Here is an 18,301-nt window from a genome sequence, read left to right on the forward strand (position 1 = left end):
CATGCGCGCCACTCCGCTCACCGTCACCGTCCTCGCCGCCGCCCTCGCCCTGACCGCCTGCGACGGCGGCGGCGACACGAACGGCAAGGGCGGCGACACTGCCTGCGCCATCGGCGGGGTCTCCGTCCAGATCGGGACGGCGAGCGTGGCCCCGGCCGCCGGTGACACCGGTGAGGTGCCCGTCAGCATCACCAACCAGAGCGCGCCGTGCACCCTGGACGACTTCGCCGGCGTCGCACTGGACGCCGGCGGCACCAAGGTCTCCGTCCCCGTGCTGAAGGGCGCGACGGCGCAGAAACTGAAGCTCGCCAAGGGCGACTCCGCGTCCTTCACGATCAGCTATGTACGGGGCACGGCGGGCGACGCGACGGGTCTGGCGGCGAAGACGGTGGAGGTCGGCCTGCCGGGTGCCAAGGACGTCGAGAGCTTCCCGTGGACGTACGGGCCCGTCGCGGGCAAGGGCGGCCCGGAGCACCCGGACGCCTCCGTGAGCGCCTTCCAGCAGTCCGGCGACTGACCCCGGGGCCCACGCCGGCCGGGCCGGGGCCCGGGGCGGCGCTCACTCCAGCCGGGGACGGGGTGCCACCTGGGCCCGGTCCGCCGCGCGGGCGCCCTCCGTCCAGCCCGCCGCGTCGCCGGCCCCGCGCAGCCGGGTCGAGGTCGTCCGCGGGAACATGCGCTCCGTCTGCTCGCTCACCGCGACCTCCCGGGTGGCCAGGACCGGCAGCAGCTCGGGGCCGGCCTGGGTCTCGGCCACGGCCGTGAGGCGGTCGCCGACGCGGTGCGCGTAGGCCGCGAGGAACGACTGCCGGAAGGTCTTGGTCCGCTTGCGTCCGCCCGCGCGCTGCGCCGCCTCCGCCCGGGTCATCGCGTGCGTGGCCTGCACCAGGAGGGAGGTATGGAGCAGCTCGACCACCTCCAGGTCCGCCGCGAAACCGACGACCGTGGAGAAGCCGAACGGCTCGTGCCACACCGCGCGGCAGTGGTTCGCGGTGGCGACCGCGTCCAGCAGCACCGCCTTGGCCTGCTCGTACGGCGGCTCGACCCCGATCCGCCAGGCACCGGGCGTATCCGCGGCGGGCGCCTCCGCCGCGAGCAGCGCCTCGTCGATGCTGTGCCGGGCCATCAGTTCCTGCGCCTTGGCGCTCAGCGCCTCCGCCTCCTCCGGATACCCGGTCGCCTCCGCCTTGGCGAGCAGCGCGCGGATACGGCCGAGCATGCGGGCGCCCGGCCGCCCCTGGTCCGGCCGGGGTCGCGGGGGATCCGCCGGCGCTTCCAGGGCGGGCAGCCGCAGCAGCAGCCGGTACAGCTCCAGGACGGCGGTCGCGTGCGAGAAGCGGTCCGTCCCGCGCGCGGGAGCGGCCGGGAGCCCGGCGAGCTGCGCCGCCCAGCGCGGGCCGCGGGGCCGGTCGGCCGGCGCCTGCGCGCGGATCAGCTCCGCCGCCAGCCGGACGTGCAGGTCCTCCAGCTCGCGCCGCACCATCCGGACGACATCGGCGGGCTGCCAGCCGCGCCGCCAGGACGCCGCCACGAACTCCTCGCCGCGCCGTGCGAGTTCGGCGTCCGCCGCGGGATCCGCCGCGAGGAGGGACGCGCCCGTGTCGAGGCCGGAATCGGTGCCGTCGTAGAGGGCGGCCTGGAAGGCTCGCTCCACGGTGCTGGTCGTACTGCTGCTCACCCGTCGATCGTGCCACGCGCCGCCGACGGCGGTCCGCGCCGTCCACACCCTGTGGACAACTCTCCCGCCCGGCCTCCGGTTCGGGCGCCGGTCGCGGCCCGGAATGCCGTCCTGGTCTGCGATGTTCCATGGACCAACCGGGATGTCAACTGCGGGTTGACACTCCCAGGGTGTCAACTTACGGTTGACACATGACGACCCATCGCGCGGCCGGCCAGGCCATCCGCCTGGACGACCTCATCGACGCCATCAAGAAGGTCCACGCCGAACCCCTCGACCAGCTCCAGGACGCGGTGCTCGCCGCCGACCACCTGGGCGACGTGGCCGACCACCTGATCGGCCACTTCGTGGACCAGGCGCGGCGCTCGGGCGCGTCCTGGACCGAGATCGGCAAGAACATGGGGGTCACCCGGCAGGCGGCCCAGAAGCGCTTCGTGCCGAAGGAGTCGATCGACCTCGATCCCAACCAGGGCTTCAGCCGCTATACCCCGCGCGCCCGGAACGTGGTCATGGCCGCCCACGCCCGGGCCAAGGAGTCCGGCACCAGGGAAGGACTGCCCGAGCACCTCGTCCTCGGGCTGCTCTCCGAGCCGGAGGGCTTCGCCGCGAAGGCGGTCCTCGCGCAGGGCGTGTCGCTGGCGGCGGTCGGCGAGGCGGCCACCGCGGCGCTCCCGCCCGCCGCCGACGACGCGCCGGAGCTGGTCCCCTACGGCTCGGACGCCAAGAAGGTCCTGGAACTCACCTTCCGCGAGGCCCTGCGCCTCGGCCACAACTACATCGGCACCGAGCACATCCTGCTGGCCCTGCTGGAGCACGAGAACGGCGAGGGCGTGCTCAGCCGCCTCGGCATCGCCAAGCCGACGACCGAGCGGTACATCGCCGAGATGCTGGAGCAAGTCGTCCGCGGGCAGCAGGAGCAGCACGAGCAGCACGAGACGGAGGGCTGAGGCAGCGGGGCCCAGGCGGAAGATCTCAGACAGCGCGACTGCGACTGAGAGCCTGAAACCGCAGGTCAGGGCGGACTGTCAGACCCGGGTGCCACACTCACGGACATGACGGACCGGTGGGCGCTCGCTCCGGCCGAGGACGGTGGCGTGGACGTCGCCCCCCTCGGTCCGGACGGGCTGCCCGCCGGTCCGGTGCGGCGGGAGCCCGATCTCGCCGGGGCGGTGCGGGACCGGCCGGAGGTGACGCGCTGGGTGTGGCGGTCGACCCCCGAGGTCTACCCCCGTCTGCTCGCCACGGGGGTGCGAGTGGACAGGTGCTACGACATCGAGGACGCCGAAACACTCCTGCTGGGCCACGAGGGGCGGTACGGCGAGCCGCATTCGGCCGCCGCCGCCCTGGCCCGGCTGCGCGGCGGCCCCGTACCACCCGATCCGCCGCTGCGCCCGGCCGAACCCGGCGCGCAGTCACCGCTGTTCGAGCCGCAGGGCGCCCGCCTGCCGCTCGACGACCTGATCGCGGTCTACGCCGAGCAGCAGCGGCGGCACGCCGCAGCGGCCCGTCCCGACCGGATGCGGCTGCTGACGGCGGCCGAGTCGGCGGGGATGCTGGTGGCCGCCGAGATGAACCGCGCGGGCCTGCCCTGGCGCGCGGACGTGCATCGCGAGGTGCTGGACGGCCTGCTCGGCGAGCGGTACGCGGGCGGGGGCGAGCCGCGCCGGCTGGCCGAGCTGGCGGACGAGGTGTCGGCCGCGTTCGGCCGGCGGGTGCGGCCCGATCTGCCGGCGGACGTGATCAAGGCCTTCGCGCAGGCCGGGATCAAGGTGAGGTCCACCCGCCGCTGGGAGATCGAGTCCGTCGACCACCCGGCGGTCGGACCGCTGCTGGAGTACAAGAGGCTGTACCGCGTCTGGGTGGCGCACGGCTGGACCTGGCTGCAGGACTGGGTGCGGGAGGGACGGTTCCGGCCCGAGTTCCTCGCGGGCGGGACGGTCACCGGGCGCTGGGTGACCAACGGCGGGGGCGCGCTGCAGATCCCCAAGGTGATCCGGCGGGCCGTGGTCGCCGATCCCGGCTGGCGGCTCGTCGTGGCCGACGCCGACCAGATGGAACCGCGCGTGCTCGCGGCGATCTCCCGCGACCCCGGTCTGATGGAGGTGGCCGGGCGCGCGACCGACCTCTATCAGTCGGTCTCCGACCGCGCCTTCTCCGGCGACCGCGCCCAGGCCAAGCTCGCCGTGCTCGGCGCGATCTACGGCCAGACCTCCGGCGACGGCCTGAAGAACCTCGCCGCGCTCAGACGCCGCTTCCCGCAGGCGGTGGCGTACGTCGACGAGGCGGCCCGGGCCGGCGAGGAGGGCCGGCTGGTGCGGACCTGGCTGGGGCGGACCTGTCCGCCGGCGGCCGGGGCGGGTGCCGCCGAGGAGGCGGGCCTGCCCCAGGAGGAGCCGGGTGAGCCGCCTGCCGAGGGCTGGGGGCCGGGGTACGCGTCCACCGACGCCCGCGCCCGAGGCCGCTTCGCCCGTAACTTCGTCGTCCAGGGCAGCGCCGCCGACTGGGCTCTGCTGCTGCTCGCGGCGCTCCGCAGGACCTGCGCGGACATGGCGGCCGAGCTGGTGTTCTTCCAGCACGACGAGGTGATCGTGCACTGCCCGCAGGAGGAGGCCGACGCCGTCGTCGCGGCGATCGCACAGGCGGCGGACCTGGCGGGGCGGCTGACGTTCGGCGACACACCGGTACGGTTCCCGTTCACGACGGCCGTGGTGGAGTGCTATGCGGACGCCAAGTGACCGAAGGTCCCCGCCGGTTGGCCGCCGCGGCTCGACCGGAGCCTGCCGACCGCGTCGTGCGGTGAGGCCGGGTCAGATGACGGGCGGGCGGCCCAGCCGGGTCAGCCGCCACGCCGTCCGCCACCGCATGGGACGGCGCTCGCCGGCCGGCTGCCGCAGCCCTTCCATGAATCCGCCGAACCAGGCCCGCAGGCCGCCCGCCGACCGGGTGCGGACGAGCGTGAGGAGCGTCCACACCCCGAGGTGGACCGGGATCAGGAGGAGGGGAAGCCGGCGCCGGACCAGCCAGACCCGGTTACGGGCGGTCACCCGGTAGTAGATGGCGTGCCGGGCCGGCGAGGTTCTGGGGTGCCGCAGCAGCAGTTCGGGCGCGTAGAGGATCTTCCAGTCGGCGTCGGCGGCCCGCCACGCCAGGTCCGTCTCCTCGTGCGCGAAGAAGAACTCGGCGGGCCAGTCCCCGGTCTCGGCCAGCATGGCCATGCTCAGCGCATGCCCGCCGCCGAGGAAGCCGGTCACATAACCGCCGCGCATCGGATCGGAGTTGCCGACCCGGGGTACATGCCGCTGCTGGGTGTGTCCCGTCTCGTCGGCGATGCGGAAGCCGACGATGCCAAGGCGGGGGTCGGCGGCGTACAGATCGCGTACCCGGCGCAGCACGTCGGCGTCGACGAGCAGCCCGTCGTCGTCCAGGTCGACGACCACGTCGATGTCGCCGTACTCCCGCAGCCGGGCGAGGGCGACGTTGCGGCCGCCCGGGCAGCCGAGGTTCTCCTCGACGTCGACGGTGGTGACCTCGCCTGGCAGCGACAGCCGCTCGGCGAACTCGGGCAGCCGGCAGCCGTTTCCGACGATCACGATCCGGGCGGGGGCGAGGTCCTGCTTGGCCACGGACTGCAGCAGGGCGTCGACCTCGGCGGGCCGGTTCCCCATGGTCACCACGGCGACGGCGATCCTCGGCTGCACCACGTCCCTCATCCCATCCGGCCGACAGCGGCAGCCGCACCCGACCGCGCGGCGCCCACCGTTCACCAAGATGTTGCCTCAGATCCGTCAATGCCCTGGACTCCGCTTCACCTTCCCGTCCCGTTGCTCCCCCTTTGACCACGATTTCTCCACCGGCCCGCCCCATTTCCCGGACAAGGAGCGGGCAGCAGTCGGCCTCACCGGTCGCGTCAGTCGCTGTCAGGCTGGTCGGACCCGCCAACCCCCCGCGGCTTGTCGGGTACGAGGACCAGGCTGAGGACGTGGCGGGTGCGGCCGTCGCCGGGAGTGGTGTGGGTGCGGCGGGCGACGGCGGCGGTGAACTCCTCGACGAGCGCGGCGTATTCCTCCTCGGTCGCCCAGACCGCGCCCTGCCGGTAGAGGACGCCGTCGCGGGCGGGTTCCGCGTCGTCGTGGGAGAGATAGCGGTCGAAGTCGGCCATCAGGGCTCCGGTGAAGACGGTGAAGGCCTGCCGGTGGTCGTCCTTGGTCATGGTGGTGCGGGCGTCGGCGTCGACCAGGGCCTTGCCCTGCCGGACCCGATAACTGCGTTCGACGGTCCCGCGCACGGGCCTTTCCCGGACCACCTCCAGGATGCCGGCCTGCGTGAGGGCAGCGACGTGCCGGTACATGGTGGCCGGGGAGACGTCGGGCAGCCGCTCGCGCAGCTGAGCGGTGGTCAGCTCGGCGCCGAGCAGGGTCTGCAGGATGCGCAGCCGGACCGGATGGAGAAGGAAATTCGCGGTTGCCATGGCTCATGGTCTCACAACTGATAACGTTCTCGTAATTGAGAGCAATGAGAGGCGGAGCCTTGCCCGACATCGACATGACCGTCACGACGGACGACGGGACCCCCTTGGCCGGCACCCTGACCCTGCCCGCCGGCCCCGGCCCGCACCCCGCGGTCCTGCTCCTGCACGGCTCGGGCCCCCTGGACCGCGACGGCAACACCCGCCGGCTCCCCATGAACCTCGGCGGGCCGCTCGCCGCGGCCCTCGCGGAGGCAGGCATCGCCACACTGCGCTACGACCGGCGCGGAACCGGGGCGACCCCCGGCTCCTGGCGTACCGCCGGCTTCAGCGACAACGGCCAGGACGCCGCCACCGCCCTGCACGCCCTGGCCGCCCGTCCCGAGGTCCGGCCCGACGCCGTCGGCGTGATCGGCCACAGCGAGGGCGCGCTGCACGCCATGGCCCTCGCCGCCCGTCAGGAGGTGCGGGCGGTGGTCCTGTTGGCCGGCTACGCCCGCCCCGGCGAGGACGCGCTGCGCTGGCAGGCCCGCTCGATCGCCCGGGGCCTGCCCGCCCCCGTCCGCCTCCTGCGCCGCCCGCTGGGAGCGCTGGGCGACCGGGTCCTCGCCCGGATCAAGGAGACCCGTACGGACGTGGCACGCATCGCTGGACTCCCGGTCAACGCCCGCTGGATGCGCGAGATGCTCGTCCACGACACCCGGGACGACCTCACGGCCGTCCAGGCCCCCGTACTGGCCGTCACCGGCGCCAAGGACATCCAGGTCGACCCCGCCGACCTGGACGAGATCGAGCGGTCGGTGCCGGGCCGGGCCGAGATCCACCGCGTCCCCGACCTCACCCACGTCCTGCGCCGCGACCCCGGACACCACACCCTGCGTTCCTACCGGCGTCTCCTGCGCAACCCGGTGGACCCCGGCCTCCTCACCCTCGTCACCGCCTGGCTGACCCGCCGACTGGCAGCGCCCCCGCGGCCGTTGCCCGCCGAGGGCCGGACGGCCGCTCCCTGATCGGCGGAGTCCGGGCGCTGGTCGCCGTACTCCTGCCGAGCGCGCCGCCCCACCCGCGACAGCGGGCCCGGGACGTCCGGCCGGCGTCTGTGTCACTGTGGGACCCGGTCATGACCGGTCGGCACGGGGGTGCGGGGTGCGGCTGTCGCGGGGCATCACGGGATGGGCGTTCCTCACGGAGGCGGACGGTGTCCGGCAGGCCGGCCTGGCGGTCGGGGCGGCGGACATCAGTCCGTTCACCACCGGCGGCGGGGCCGGAGGCAGCCTGTTCGCCCGCGCGCACGCGTGGGGCCTCCCGGTGCTCCGCTCCCTGGACGCACTGCCCTTCGACCGGCGCGCCGATCCCCGCTGGTGTGTCACGCGGGACGGCGCGGGCGTGCTGTCCGTCCGCAGCCCCGACGGTGCGCGCTTCGCCCACGACCTGGAGCTGGAGCTGCCGACGGGCTGGCAGGACGCGGCGGACGCGGCCGGCTCGGTCCTGCTGGTCGTCTCCCATGTACTGCCCGCCACCGACGATCCGCTCGGCACGCTCTCCTTCGAGACGCGGCAGGGGATGGTGTGCGCCGGCCCCGTCCGCTTCGGCGAGCCGGGCCGGGACGCGGACCGCGAGCCGTCGGTCACCTTCCTCGTCGACCCCGTCGGCGTACTGATGGATCTGACGCAGTACGTGTGCGACCGGATCCTGTCGCTGGACGAGGCGAAGCGACGGGCGCGCGAGGTGGAGCGGATACGGCGGGCCCTGCCCGAGCGCCTCGCCCTGTCCGCCGAGGCGATGGTGCGCCTGCTGCTCCGGGACGCGTTCCTCGACCACCGTGGCCTGACCGAGTTCATGTACGTCTACTGGCGGCTGGTCGCCGAGGTCGCCGACGGGTGCGGGACGCGGGCCGCTTGGCGGGTCGCGGCGCTCCGCACCGTCGAGTCGGCCGTCCCGCTGCTGGCGGACCGGTGCGAACGCGCCGTGTTCGAGGAGTCCGACGCGCTCGCGGCACTGCTGCTCGACGACCTGCACGACCCGGGCGACCTGGCGGCCGCGCTGCTGGCGGCCGCCCGGCTGCGCATGGCCGCCCGGGGACCGGAGGACCTCGGCGCCGACGTCTACGCCCGTGCCACGCAGACCACTTGGTCCGCCCGTCTGACGGCGGACCTGTACCGCACCTGGTTCACCGAACAGGAGCCCCTCCAGGCCGAGTCGCATCGCCTCGTCGTAGAGGCGGGACATCTGGTGGTCCGGGCGCTGGAGCTGGACGACGGGACGCGACGGCCCCGGCTGCTGGGCCTGCTGGCGCAGATCCTCGCCGACGAGAAGGGCGTCCACTTGGACGCCGCTCGCGCCGCACTGTCCGCGCTGCTCGACTCCCCCGGCCCCGGCGCCCCGGACCTCGCCCTCTTCCTGCTCAGGGTGGTGCACGAGGTTCCGGCGGAAACCGTCGACCGGCTGCTCACCGCGGTCCTCGGGGAGCCCGTGGCCGATGCCGTCGCCGCCCATGGCGTCGCCGTGACCGCGAAGGCGATCGACCAGGGCGTCAACCTGGCCAAGGAGCGTGCCGACCGCACCCTGCTGCGCACCGTGCTGGACCGGGCGGAGCAGCTCGACATCCGCTGGGACCCCGCCCACCGCAGGCAGTTGACCGAGGCACGGCTCCATGTGCTCCCCGACGACCCCGTCGACTGCCCCGGCCCCGACCGGCCGCTCACGGTGTCGTTCCCGCGGTCCTGGACACCGGCGCAGCGCTCGGCGGCGCTGCTGCACACGGCCGCGCACGCCCTCGGCCGGCGGCAGCCGGCGCTGGGGCTCACCCTGCTGCGGCAGGCGGGCGACCACGGGAGCGAGGAGGTCCGGCTGCTGACCGCGGACCTGCACCACCAGGCGGCCGAGGCGGGCGAACCGGGCCCCGGCCCTGTCCCCTTCCCCTGGGGCTACTACACGTACGCGGCACTCGGCTACGCCTCGCTCGGCCTCACGGAACTCGCCCGGGCGAGCCTGGTGCCGTTCGTGCAGCACCTGGGCACCCTCCGCGGAGACGCGCTCAAGGGTGCGCTGTACGCGGTCATCGTGGACCTGCCGAACTTCGATGCGAGCGGCGCGTCCGAACTCGGCGAGGTGCTGCGCGATCTCGTGCACAGCGCGGTCTGGCAGCTGGCCGCGGAGAGCGAGTCGCTGCCGATGGAGCTGATGCTCGGTCTGCACCAGGCGGGCAAGGGCTCGCAACTCGGCGCGTGGCGGCGGATCGACGGTCCACTCGTGCTGCCCCCGCGCATCCAGCACTTCATCGGCAGACTGCGTGACCTGGAGCGGCCGGCCGCCGCCGCTGGCGCGTCGCCGAACCTGCTGAACGTGGTCGACGCCGATCACCGGCCCGACGGCCGGGACGATGCGCAGCTGGCCCGGAATCTGCGGTGGCGCGTCTCGTCGTTCATCGACGAGGAACTGCGCCGCCGCTCGGCGCCGTTCGTCGACGACCGGCACCTGTGGGCGAAGGTCCACACCCTGCTGGACGACCGGACCGTGCTGCTGACCTGGTTCCTGCCGACGGCCGTGAACGGGGCTGCGGTGCTGCTCGCGGTCACCGGGCAGGGCCGGGAACTGGCCGTGCGGCTCGGCGCCGGCGCGGACCCGGACGACGCACGGCACCCCGTCGCGGATCTGGTCGAGGCGGTCCGCGCGGAGGTCGAACGCGACCCGCTGTTCGCCGACGTGACGCCGGAGGGCGGCCGGCTGCTGGAGTCGGGCGGCCTGCCGCTCGGCCTCGACGACCGCTGGCAGGCGTGGCGTGCCCAGGGCAAGAACCGCATCCTGGCCTGGCCGCACGGGGCGCTGCACCATCTGCCGATCGCGCTGTGCCGCACCGGCGGCCGGATGATCGCCGACGACTGGACGGTCACCACCATCGCCGGCCTCGAAGCCCTGGTACCGGTCGACGGCCCCGTACGGCCCCGGCGCACCGCGGTGCTGGCCTCCGCCGCCGGAGGCGTGCCCTACGGTCTGCGGGCCGAACCTGCGCTGGAGGAGCATGCGCGGCAGGTCGCCGGGGCGGTCGGCGCGGAGGCCGCGACCGGGCCCGCGGCCACCCGGCAGCGGCTGCTCGCCGAGCTGTCCACGGCGGACGTCGTGCACATCGCCGTACACGGGATGCTGGACCGGGACGCGCCGTGGCTGCACTGCCTCTGTCTCACCCCGGACGGCGACGACGACGGCCGGGTCTTCGCCCATGACTTCCTGGAGGTCGACCTGCGCGGCGTCCGCCTGGTCACGCTCGCCGCGTGCGAGTCCGCGCTGGGACGGTTCGACCGTGCGGACAACCTCCGCGGCATCCCGTCGGCGCTGATCACCGCCGGGGCCCGGGCCGTCGTCGGGTGCCTGTGGCCCGTGCGCCCGGAGCCCGCGCTGCACTTCTACCGCCATATGCATCTGCGGATCGCGCACGGCACGGATCCGGAGCGGGCCTTCCGGGACGCCCAACTCGCCACCCGCGCCCGTCATCCGCACTACCGTGACTGGGGATCGTTCACCTATCTGCACGGCCGGAGCGAAGGAGCGGGGGAATGACCGAGATCCGGTTGCGCGAGGTCGACCTCGTGCCCGAGCGCACGCTCGGCAATCCCGCCGGCGACTCACCGCTGCGCGGCCGGCTCACGTTCGGCTGGGACCTGCTGCCCGCCGACCACGAGGGCGTGCCCGCGTCCTGGCTGTCCTACGTCAGGGCCACGCCCGACCGCGAGTTCCGGCACCTGCTGATGGTGGTGTCGTTCCGCCCGGAGACACCGGCGGGCAAGGGCGTGTTCCGCCATGCCTCCCTGGGCGTCGCCCTGTCCACACCGGACCCCGCCGCACGGCCCGTCGCGCGACTGATCGACCCGGGCGAGCGCACCCGCCCGGTCACCGACTCCGGCGCGGGCCTGAGCCTCACCGTCAAGGCCGGAGTGCTGGACGTGGGGATGACGAAGCCGCCGGGCACGGGGCTGCCGCGGGAGGAGTGGATCGTCCGGGGCCACGGCGCCTCCCAGCCGGACCCGCAGTGGGAGTTCCGAAGCGTCAGAGACGTCCCGCTGCTCGGCGACCACCCGGTGGCCGCGCTGGTCGAACTCGTACCGGACCGACGGAACACGGCGGAGGTACTGCTGGCGGCGGAGCTGGAACACCACACCTGGGGCATCCGCCGCTACCGCACCCACCTGACACCACCCCTCCACCCCATAGCCCTCACCCGGCAACCCGCCTGAACCGGCGCTCCGACCGCGGCCCCCTCAGGGACATCGGGCAGGCTTCTCTCCGCTAGGCTTGAAGAGTTCTTCAATTTGATAGTTGCCGTGCCAGTCAGGTCGGAAGGGAAGGTGGTCCTCGGTGGGCGGGTTCACCGAGGCCGTACGGGAGCGGGTGCGCGAGGCGCGCGCCGCGGTTGCGGCTGCTGTGGAGGCTGGGGACGCCTATGAGGTGGCCGTCGCCCAGGACGAGCTGGATGACGCGCTGCGCGTGGCGCGGGGGCACGGCATCGACGCTGGCGCCGGCGTGGAGGCGGGTGAGGGGTGATCAGCGTGCCGGTTCCGCTGTACGAGGCGAAGGCCGATTTCTTCCGGATACTCGGCCATCCGGTGCGCATCCGGGTGCTCGAACTGCTGCAGGACGGGCCGATGCCCGTGCGTGATCTGCTGGCGTCCATCGAGGTCGAACCGTCGAGCCTGTCGCAGCAGTTGGCGGTGCTGCGCCGCTCCGGCATCGTCACCGCCACCCGTACCGGCTCGACGGTGGTGTACGAGCTGGCCGGCGGAGATGTCGCCGACCTGCTCGCCGCCGCCCGCCGGATTCTGTCCGTGCTGCTGGCCGGCCGGCAGGATCTGCTCGACGAGCTGCGCCGAACGGAAGCGGCGGGGTGACGGGCGGCGCGCGCTTCCGGCTCCCGTGGGATCGCCGCCGCAGACCCGCGGCGGCGGTCGAGCACGTCCGGCCGCGGGGGTACCGGCACCTCGCGTCGGTGCGCGTGGGGCCCGATGCCGTACGGGAGGCCCGGGAGGCGGCCGCCGGGCACTTCGCCCAGGCCGGCGTCGCCCCCGGCTCGGCCTTCGCGGACGCGGTGCTCCTGGTGGTGAGCGAGCTGGTCACGAACGTACTGCGGCACGCCGCGCACTCGCCGGTGGCGGACGTGGGGATAACGGTCGCGGCCGGGCACCTGGTCGTGGGCGTCGCGGACGCCGAACCACGCCTGCCGGACCTCACCGACGACGGCATGGGAGCGGGGCTGCGTCTGGTGGCCGAGCTGGCCGCCGACTACGACGGCGAGGTCAGCGCCGAACCCGCCGTCGACCACGAGGGCAAAGTCGTCCTCGTACGGTTCCGGATCCCCTCGTAGCGCACACCACGAGGGAGGGCGCGAGGTCCGGGCCCGGCAAGGGCCTACCGGCCCTGATCTCCGCCCCGGCCGCCCCTTGAGGGCGGCGGCCCCGCACGGGGATGATCAAGAACGCTCGTGGGCGGTCTCCACACCCGGGGGACCGTCCACGACACCGGCAGCGCGGGCCGGTCGACGGCCGCCGACGCGGGCGGCGTACGGCCAGGTCCACCGGTACGAGGGCCGGAAACGGCGCCGTCGATGTCGTACCGCCCGCGGACTCCCCGTGGTTGACCGGACGTCCTGCGGCTGGAGTCACAGGCCGTCGCTACGACGGCTCTCTCCGCTCCGGCTGGGCCGCCTTCAGGTCGGCAAGCAGTTCCGCCTGCCCCGCCAGCACGCCCGACAGGATCGAGCGCGCCACCCGCAGCAGCTCCGTCACCTCCGGGCTGGTCAGCGAGTAGCACACGGTCGAACCCTGCTTGCGGGTCCTGACCAGGTTGGCCCGCCGCAACACGGCGAGCTGCTGGGACAGATAGGCCGGCTCGACGCCCACCTCGGACAGCATCTCGGCGACCGCGTACTCGCGCTCGCTCAGCAGTTCCAGGACGCGGATGCGGGCCGGGTGGCCGAGAGTCTTGAAGAACTCGGCCTTCAGTTGGTACAGCGGCGTGGTCACCGTGCCGTCCCTTCCCCGACGACCTGAGCAATTGCTGACGTTAGCAATTCACCGGCCGGGACGGGCAGCCCGTGTGACCATGTGAACCGGCTCAGACCTTCTTGACCACGCCGGACTTCAGCTGCATGGCGCCGAACCCGTCGATCCGGCAGTCGATGTCGTGGCCGTCCACGCCGTCGACGAGCCGGATGTTGCGCACCTTGGTGCCCGCCTTGATGCCGGTCGGGCTGCCCTTGACCTTCAGCGTCTTCACCACCGTCACGGTGTCGCCGTCGGCGAGCACATTGCCGACCGCGTCCTTGACCACCCTGTCCCCGCCCGTGCCGGCCGGCCCGTCGGCCGGCGACCACTCGTGTCCGCACTCCGGGCAGACGAGAAGCGCGCCCATCTCATAGGTGTACGCGCCGGAGCATTCGGGGCAGGCGGGAAGGCTGTCGCTCATGGGGTCGGTCTCTTTCACTCGGTGAGTCGATACGAAAATACGGGTGGGGGAGCCGCCCGTTCGGGCCCGGTGCCGGGTCAGAGGGGCAGGGTGATCCAGATGCTCTTGCCCCTGCCGTCGGCGTCGCCGCGGACGACCGCCGTCCCGCCCAGGCCGAGCGTGAGCTCCATGACGGTGCCGAGTCCCCCGGCGAGGACGGCGGTGCCCGACGCGTACAGCGGGGGCTGGTACGGGTGCCGGTCATGGACGGCGAAGGCCAGGCAGTCCCTGCTCGCCGCGTAGATCACGGTGAGCTGCGGGGAGAGCAGGGCGGCATGCCGGACGCTGTTGGTGACCAGTTCGCTCAGCACCAGCAGCGCCGGATCCACGGCGGGGTGGCGCAGCCCGATGCCCCATTCCACCAGGGCCCGCTCGGCGGTCTCCCGGGCCACGCGGACCGCCGCCGGCTCGGTGGGCAGGGTGAGCACATGGCGGTACGGCAGCGTCTCCAGCTGCGCGGTCATCGCCCCTCAGCCCCCCGGATCAGGCGGAACCCGGTGACCGTCTGCGGGTGGATGCGGACGACGGTGTCGTGCGGACCGTACGTCCAGCCCGCGAGCGTGCGCAGGTAGTGGGTGGCCTCGTGCGGGTCGGTGATCGCCTCGGCCGGTCCGGTCGCGGTCACCGTCCAGCCGGTGCCGGTCGCGGCCTGGATCTCCTCGACGTGGTAGGTCGCGGTCGGCGGAACGGCGGCCGGCTGCACCGGGGTACGGGCGATCAGCCGGCCGTACTCCCACACGTGCCGGGCGGGCCGTACGACGGTCGTCTCCCGCTGCTGGTACACCAGCCGCCCCAGCGCCGCCCCCTCCAGCAGCCACAGCGCCTCCGCTCCGGAGACCTCGACCATGCGCGGGGTGAGGGAGGGCGTGCTCATCCGACTGGCTCCTCGTTGGTGTCCGTGCTGTTCGAGCTCGACTTCTGGGCGGGGACGGCGGGCAGGACTCCGGCCGTCTCCAGGTGGTCGCGTGCGCCGTGGATGGCCTCGGGTGTGGTGGCGTACTCCCGGCCCTCGTGGCACAGCAGCTCCAACGCGCCGACGGAGTCGAGGACCTGGCGCTGGCCGGAGCGGATCCCGGAGGCCAGGACGAGGATGCCGCGCCGGTTCAGCTTCTCCACCGCGTCCTTCAGGACAAGGGCGCCGGTGGCGTCCATCGTCGACACCCGCGACATGCGCAGGATGACGACGCGTACGTCGGTGACCTCGGTCAGCTCCAGCAGGAAGCGGTGCGCGGCGGCGAAGAACAGCGGTCCGTCGATGCGGTAGGCGACGATGTGCTCGGCCAGCAGCTGGTGCTCCTCGGCACTGTGATCGCCCCGGTCGAGCGGCACCTGGTCGATGCGGGCCTGCTTGGCCACGGCGTGCAGGGCGAGGGCGCCGGCGACGACCAGGCCGATGATCACCGCGTACACCAGGTCGAGGACCAGCGTCGCAGCGGCCGTCAGCACGAGGATCACCGCGTCGGACCGCGTGGCCTTCGCCATCGCCTTGAGCGAGCCGACCTCGACCATGCGGATCGCGGTGGCCAGCAGCACGCCCGCCAGCGCCGCCAGCGGGATCTTCGACACCAGGGGCGCCGCGGCGAAGACGATCACCGTGAGGACGGCGGCGTGCGTGAGCGCGGCCAGCCGGGAGCCCGCGCCGGTCCGCACGTTGACCGCGGTGCGGGCGATCGCGCCGGTGGCCGGGACGCCGCCGAACAGCGGGGCGGCGATGTTCGCCAGACCCTGGCCGAGCAGTTCCCGGTCCGGGTCATGGCGCTGTCCCACCGTCATCGCGTCGGCGGCGGCCGCGGACATCAGCGACTCCAGGGCGGCCAGCGCCGCCACCGCCACGGCCGGGGCGAGCAGCGAGCCCAGCGAGCCGAGGTCGAGGAAGGAGAGCGAGGGCGCGGGCAGTCCCGCGGGCAGGTCGCCGATCGGCTTCACGTCCAGCGGGAAGACCTGGGCCACGACCGTGGCGGCGATGACGGCGACGATGGAGAACGGCACGGTCGGCCGCCATCGCGCACCGGCCAGCATGATCACGACCACGGCTACCGCGAGACCGACGGCGGTCCAGTTCGGCGCCTTCGCGAACTCCTCGACCGCGCGCCAGGTGACGACGAGTACCTTGTCGCCCTCGGGCTGGGGCACGCCGAGCGCGTTCGGCACCTGCTGGAGGCCGATCACTCCGGCGATGCCGAGCGTGAAGCCCTCGATCACGGACGCCGGCACGTACTGCATGTAGCGCCCGGCCCTGAGCCCGGCGAGAACGACGAGCATCGCACCCGCCATCAGACCCACCGTGAGGACGGCGGTCGGACCGTACTGGGCGACGATCGGCACCAGGACCACCGTCATCGCCCCGGTCGGCCCCGACACCTGCAGATTCGATCCGCCGAACACGGCGGCCAGCGCACCAGCCACCACGGCGGTCGCCAGCCCCGCCTCGGCGCCCAGCCCCGAGGAGACGCCGAAGCCCAGGGCGAGCGGGAGCGCCACGATCGCCACGGTGAGACCGGCGAGCAGGTCCCGGCGGGGATCGCGCCGCATCGACGCCAGATCGGAGCGTGAGGGCAACAACGAGATGAGCCGGGCGCGGACCGCCCGTGCGACAGTCGTGCTCATGGGACGACGACCTCGGCTTCCCGCAGCTCGGCCAGCAGCTCGTTCCGCCCGGTGAGCATCTCGGTCAGGATCCGGCGCGCGGCCCTCATCAGGTCGGCGACGTCACCCCCCGCCAGCTCGTAGACGACGGTCGAGCCCTCGCGGGTGGACGTCACGATCCCCGAGCGGCGCAGCACCGCCAGCTGCTGGGAGAGGCTCGACGGCTCCACCTCGATCGCGGCGAGCAGCTCCCGCACCGGCATCGGTCCGGCCTGCAACAACTCCAGCACCCGGATCCGTACGGGATGCCCGAGCATCCGGAAGAACTCCGCCTTCGCCTGATACAGCGGAACCGACACGACCCCTCGACTTCCCTCACACGGCCCCGGCCCAGGGGCGAACGCACAGAAGCCGTGCCCGCCGCTTTCTGCAAGCACAGCGAACACAGCATCTAGGCAATTGCAAAATTTCGCAATTCTGATATCCGCTTTGTGAAGTTTCGCGCACTATGAACCCTTGGCTGCACGACGAATGTCATGGCCGACGGGTCAGCCGATGCCGCGGGCACGCGGTGGCTCGGGCCAGCAGCAGGCGGATCTGACATCCCGCCTGCCGGGGGCTGAGGGCCGGAGCGGCGAAGGCGAGCCGGACGTCATGGTGCTTGCGGGCGTGTTCGACGCGCAGCACGAGCCCGAACCGGTCGAGCCGTACGGGCCGTACGCAGACCACGCCGAGCAGCAGGCGGGGCTCCACGAGCCGGGTCAGGCGGGCGACCGCGTCGGCGTGGGCGGTGTCGAGGTGGGCGAGCAGGCCCGCCTCGCCTGCGGCCAGGGGATCAGGGGCGGCGAGTGCCAGTTCGCCGGGGGCGATCTCACGGGCGAGGCCACCTTCGTCGAGGACGGCCCACGCGGGGCGAAGGCCGAGCCCGGACCCCTCGGCGGCACTGAGCCCGCCGCGCAGCGTGAGGCGGGCGCGGACGCGATCGCGTACGGGAGTGGGTGCGACGTCGGTGAGTTCCGCGACGGCGTCGAGCCCGTCACCCCGCGCTGCCGCGAGTGCGGCGGCCACCTCGGCCGGCACGTCCGTCGCGGGCAGGTCGTGGAGCAGCAGGCCGCACCCGTCCGCGGCACGCAGGGCGACCGGCTCGAAGCGGTGGCCCGCCACCTCCAGGCTCAGCGACCAGGCGGTGGCGAGGACCGAGCGGGCCCGCTCGGCGGGGGAGGGTTCGGAAAGCGGCGGCTCCTCGGCCCCGGGGCCGCCTGCGGGGTCCGTCTCCGTGTCCATGCGCACCACACCCTTCCACCCAAGTAAGGTCCACCTAAGTTAGGTTTGCCTTACCCGTGAGCGGAGGGGAGGTAACCGTGTCCTTCCGGCCGGCTCCCGCCTCTCTCCGTCCACGGGAAACAGACACCCCCTCAGCATGGGGGCCGCACATGATCCGTCCGGGCACGACGGCGGGCCACGCGGGTATGTGTCACCGCAAGGGTGAGGAACAGCCCGAGGACGGCGGCGGGAGCGGTGACGGCCGTGAGCCAGTCCGCGGCGCCCTCAGGGCCTGCGGCCACCCTGACCGCCGCGGTGATCGCGGCAGCCGTCAGTCCGGTACCGATGAGGACGCCCACGACGTAGCGGGAGCGGTCGGTCACGGGCAGCGGCCGGCCAGGGTCCAACTCCCCCGGCTGACGGGCGGCTTCCCGTATCTCACGCCGCCGCTGCACGGCCGCACGGACCCGCGGGCCGGCCGCGCTCGGGGTGTCCGCCGCGCGGACGTCGCGCGGGCCTGAACGACTCGGCCGCGGCTGGCGGCGGTTCGTGTTCCGGGTCATCCGGAGGTAGGCGACGGCGAGGGCGAGGGACAGCCCGACCACCGCGGCGGGCAGAACGACGACCGCCCACCGGCCCGTTCCGCCCCCGGGCCCCACGACCACACCAAGCGCCACCACAGCGGCGACCGGCCCGCAACCGATCAGCACGGCGACACCCGCCCGGGCACGCACCGTCCCGGCTGTTTGCCCGGTGTGGCCCAACTCGGCCCAGTCGCGGGCGGCTTCACGGGCCTCGCGGCGGCGCTGCACGAC

The 18,301-nt window shown here is 73.6% G+C and carries 19 protein-coding genes and 1 pseudogene; 9 read left to right on the forward strand and 11 right to left on the reverse strand.

Annotation, left to right across the window (positions count from 1 at the left end):
• Position 1 precedes the first annotated feature (1 nt).
• Positions 2–517 carry a DUF4232 domain-containing protein gene (locus tag CTZ28_RS37490; RefSeq protein ID WP_121894219.1) on the forward strand — a complete coding sequence of 172 codons (516 nt, stop codon included), beginning with the start codon at positions 2–4 and terminating at the stop codon, positions 515–517.
• A gap of 42 nt (positions 518–559) precedes the next feature.
• Here the strand turns inward: CTZ28_RS37490 and CTZ28_RS37495 are convergent, their stop codons facing one another.
• Positions 560–1,678: a DUF2786 domain-containing protein gene (locus CTZ28_RS37495; RefSeq protein WP_121894242.1), complete on the reverse strand. Its 1,119-nt coding sequence runs from the start codon at positions 1,676–1,678 to the stop codon at positions 560–562.
• Between the two features lie 191 nt (positions 1,679–1,869).
• On the opposite strand from CTZ28_RS37495, the gene CTZ28_RS37500 reads away from it, so the two are divergent.
• On the forward strand, positions 1,870–2,625 hold the full coding sequence (locus CTZ28_RS37500; RefSeq protein ID WP_121894220.1) for a Clp protease N-terminal domain-containing protein: 756 nt from the start codon (positions 1,870–1,872) through the stop codon (positions 2,623–2,625).
• Positions 2,626–2,730: 105 nt separating this feature from the next.
• Positions 2,731–4,413, forward strand: coding sequence for a bifunctional 3'-5' exonuclease/DNA polymerase (locus CTZ28_RS37505; protein WP_121894221.1), 1,683 nt, complete (start codon positions 2,731–2,733; stop codon positions 4,411–4,413).
• A 72-nt stretch (positions 4,414–4,485) separates the two neighbouring features.
• On the opposite strand, the gene CTZ28_RS37510 is transcribed toward CTZ28_RS37505, so the two are convergent.
• On the reverse strand, positions 4,486–5,379 hold the full coding sequence (locus CTZ28_RS37510; RefSeq protein ID WP_121894222.1) for a glycosyltransferase family 2 protein: 894 nt from the start codon (positions 5,377–5,379) through the stop codon (positions 4,486–4,488).
• A gap of 206 nt (positions 5,380–5,585) precedes the next feature.
• A complete protein-coding gene (locus CTZ28_RS37515) occupies positions 5,586–6,146 on the reverse strand; it encodes a helix-turn-helix domain-containing protein (RefSeq protein WP_121894223.1) in 561 nt (186 codons plus the stop codon).
• Between the two features lie 59 nt (positions 6,147–6,205).
• Here CTZ28_RS37515 and CTZ28_RS37520 point away from each other — a divergent pair, with 59 nt between their 5' ends.
• The 6 genes from CTZ28_RS37520 to CTZ28_RS37545 all read left to right on the forward strand — a co-directional run bounded on the left by CTZ28_RS37520 (position 6,206) and on the right by CTZ28_RS37545 (position 12,498).
• Positions 6,206–7,153: an alpha/beta hydrolase gene (locus tag CTZ28_RS37520; protein ID WP_121894224.1), complete on the forward strand. Its 948-nt coding sequence runs from the start codon at positions 6,206–6,208 to the stop codon at positions 7,151–7,153.
• Between the two features lie 136 nt (positions 7,154–7,289).
• The gene (locus tag CTZ28_RS37525; protein WP_121894225.1) at positions 7,290–10,700 is read left to right on the forward strand and encodes a CHAT domain-containing protein; all 3,411 of its coding nucleotides are present in this window, start codon (positions 7,290–7,292) and stop codon (positions 10,698–10,700) included.
• The gene (locus CTZ28_RS37530; RefSeq protein WP_121894226.1) at positions 10,697–11,374 is read left to right on the forward strand and encodes a hypothetical protein; all 678 of its coding nucleotides are present in this window, start codon (positions 10,697–10,699) and stop codon (positions 11,372–11,374) included. The genes CTZ28_RS37525 and CTZ28_RS37530 overlap by 4 nt, the downstream gene beginning before the upstream one ends.
• A 121-nt stretch (positions 11,375–11,495) precedes the next feature.
• Positions 11,496–11,681 carry a hypothetical protein gene (locus tag CTZ28_RS37535; RefSeq protein WP_121894227.1) on the forward strand — a complete coding sequence of 62 codons (186 nt, stop codon included), beginning with the start codon at positions 11,496–11,498 and terminating at the stop codon, positions 11,679–11,681.
• 5 nt (positions 11,682–11,686) lie between these two features.
• Positions 11,687–12,025 (forward strand): ArsR/SmtB family transcription factor, encoded by a 339-nt coding sequence (locus CTZ28_RS37540; RefSeq protein WP_121894243.1) that lies wholly within the window; start codon positions 11,687–11,689, stop codon positions 12,023–12,025.
• 98 nt (positions 12,026–12,123) lie between these two features.
• Complete coding sequence (locus tag CTZ28_RS37545) at positions 12,124–12,498, forward strand: ATP-binding protein (RefSeq protein WP_259471996.1); 375 nt, start codon at positions 12,124–12,126, stop codon at positions 12,496–12,498.
• Between the two features lie 307 nt (positions 12,499–12,805).
• Here CTZ28_RS37545 and CTZ28_RS37550 read toward each other — a convergent pair whose 3' ends face one another.
• The 8 genes and pseudogenes from CTZ28_RS37550 to CTZ28_RS47430 form a co-directional block, all read right to left on the reverse strand.
• On the reverse strand, positions 12,806–13,156 hold the full coding sequence (locus CTZ28_RS37550) for an ArsR/SmtB family transcription factor (RefSeq protein ID WP_121894228.1): 351 nt from the start codon (positions 13,154–13,156) through the stop codon (positions 12,806–12,808).
• A 91-nt stretch (positions 13,157–13,247) separates the two neighbouring features.
• The gene (locus CTZ28_RS37555) at positions 13,248–13,598 is read right to left on the reverse strand and encodes a zinc ribbon domain-containing protein YjdM (protein WP_121894229.1); all 351 of its coding nucleotides are present in this window, start codon (positions 13,596–13,598) and stop codon (positions 13,248–13,250) included.
• A gap of 77 nt (positions 13,599–13,675) precedes the next feature.
• A complete protein-coding gene (locus CTZ28_RS37560) occupies positions 13,676–14,101 on the reverse strand; it encodes an ATP-binding protein (protein ID WP_121894230.1) in 426 nt (141 codons plus the stop codon).
• Positions 14,098–14,511: a pyridoxamine 5'-phosphate oxidase family protein gene (locus CTZ28_RS37565; RefSeq protein ID WP_121894231.1), complete on the reverse strand. Its 414-nt coding sequence runs from the start codon at positions 14,509–14,511 to the stop codon at positions 14,098–14,100. The genes CTZ28_RS37560 and CTZ28_RS37565 overlap by 4 nt, the downstream gene beginning before the upstream one ends.
• Complete coding sequence (locus CTZ28_RS37570; RefSeq protein WP_121894232.1) at positions 14,508–16,244, reverse strand: SulP family inorganic anion transporter; 1,737 nt, start codon at positions 16,242–16,244, stop codon at positions 14,508–14,510. Before CTZ28_RS37570 ends, CTZ28_RS37565 begins: the two co-directional genes overlap by 4 nt.
• Complete coding sequence (locus CTZ28_RS37575; RefSeq protein WP_121894233.1) at positions 16,241–16,582, reverse strand: ArsR/SmtB family transcription factor; 342 nt, start codon at positions 16,580–16,582, stop codon at positions 16,241–16,243. Before CTZ28_RS37575 ends, CTZ28_RS37570 begins: the two co-directional genes overlap by 4 nt.
• A 175-nt stretch (positions 16,583–16,757) precedes the next feature.
• Positions 16,758–17,507, reverse strand: a complete 750-nt coding sequence (locus CTZ28_RS37580; RefSeq protein WP_121894245.1) for a DUF2470 domain-containing protein — start codon at positions 17,505–17,507, stop codon at positions 16,758–16,760.
• 131 nt (positions 17,508–17,638) lie between these two features.
• Positions 17,639–18,301, reverse strand: a pseudogene (locus tag CTZ28_RS47430) (hypothetical protein); the annotation flags it as partial.

It is taken from the genome of Streptomyces shenzhenensis (assembly GCF_003688995.1).
Lineage (GTDB): Bacteria > Actinomycetota > Actinomycetes > Streptomycetales > Streptomycetaceae > Streptomyces > Streptomyces shenzhenensis_A.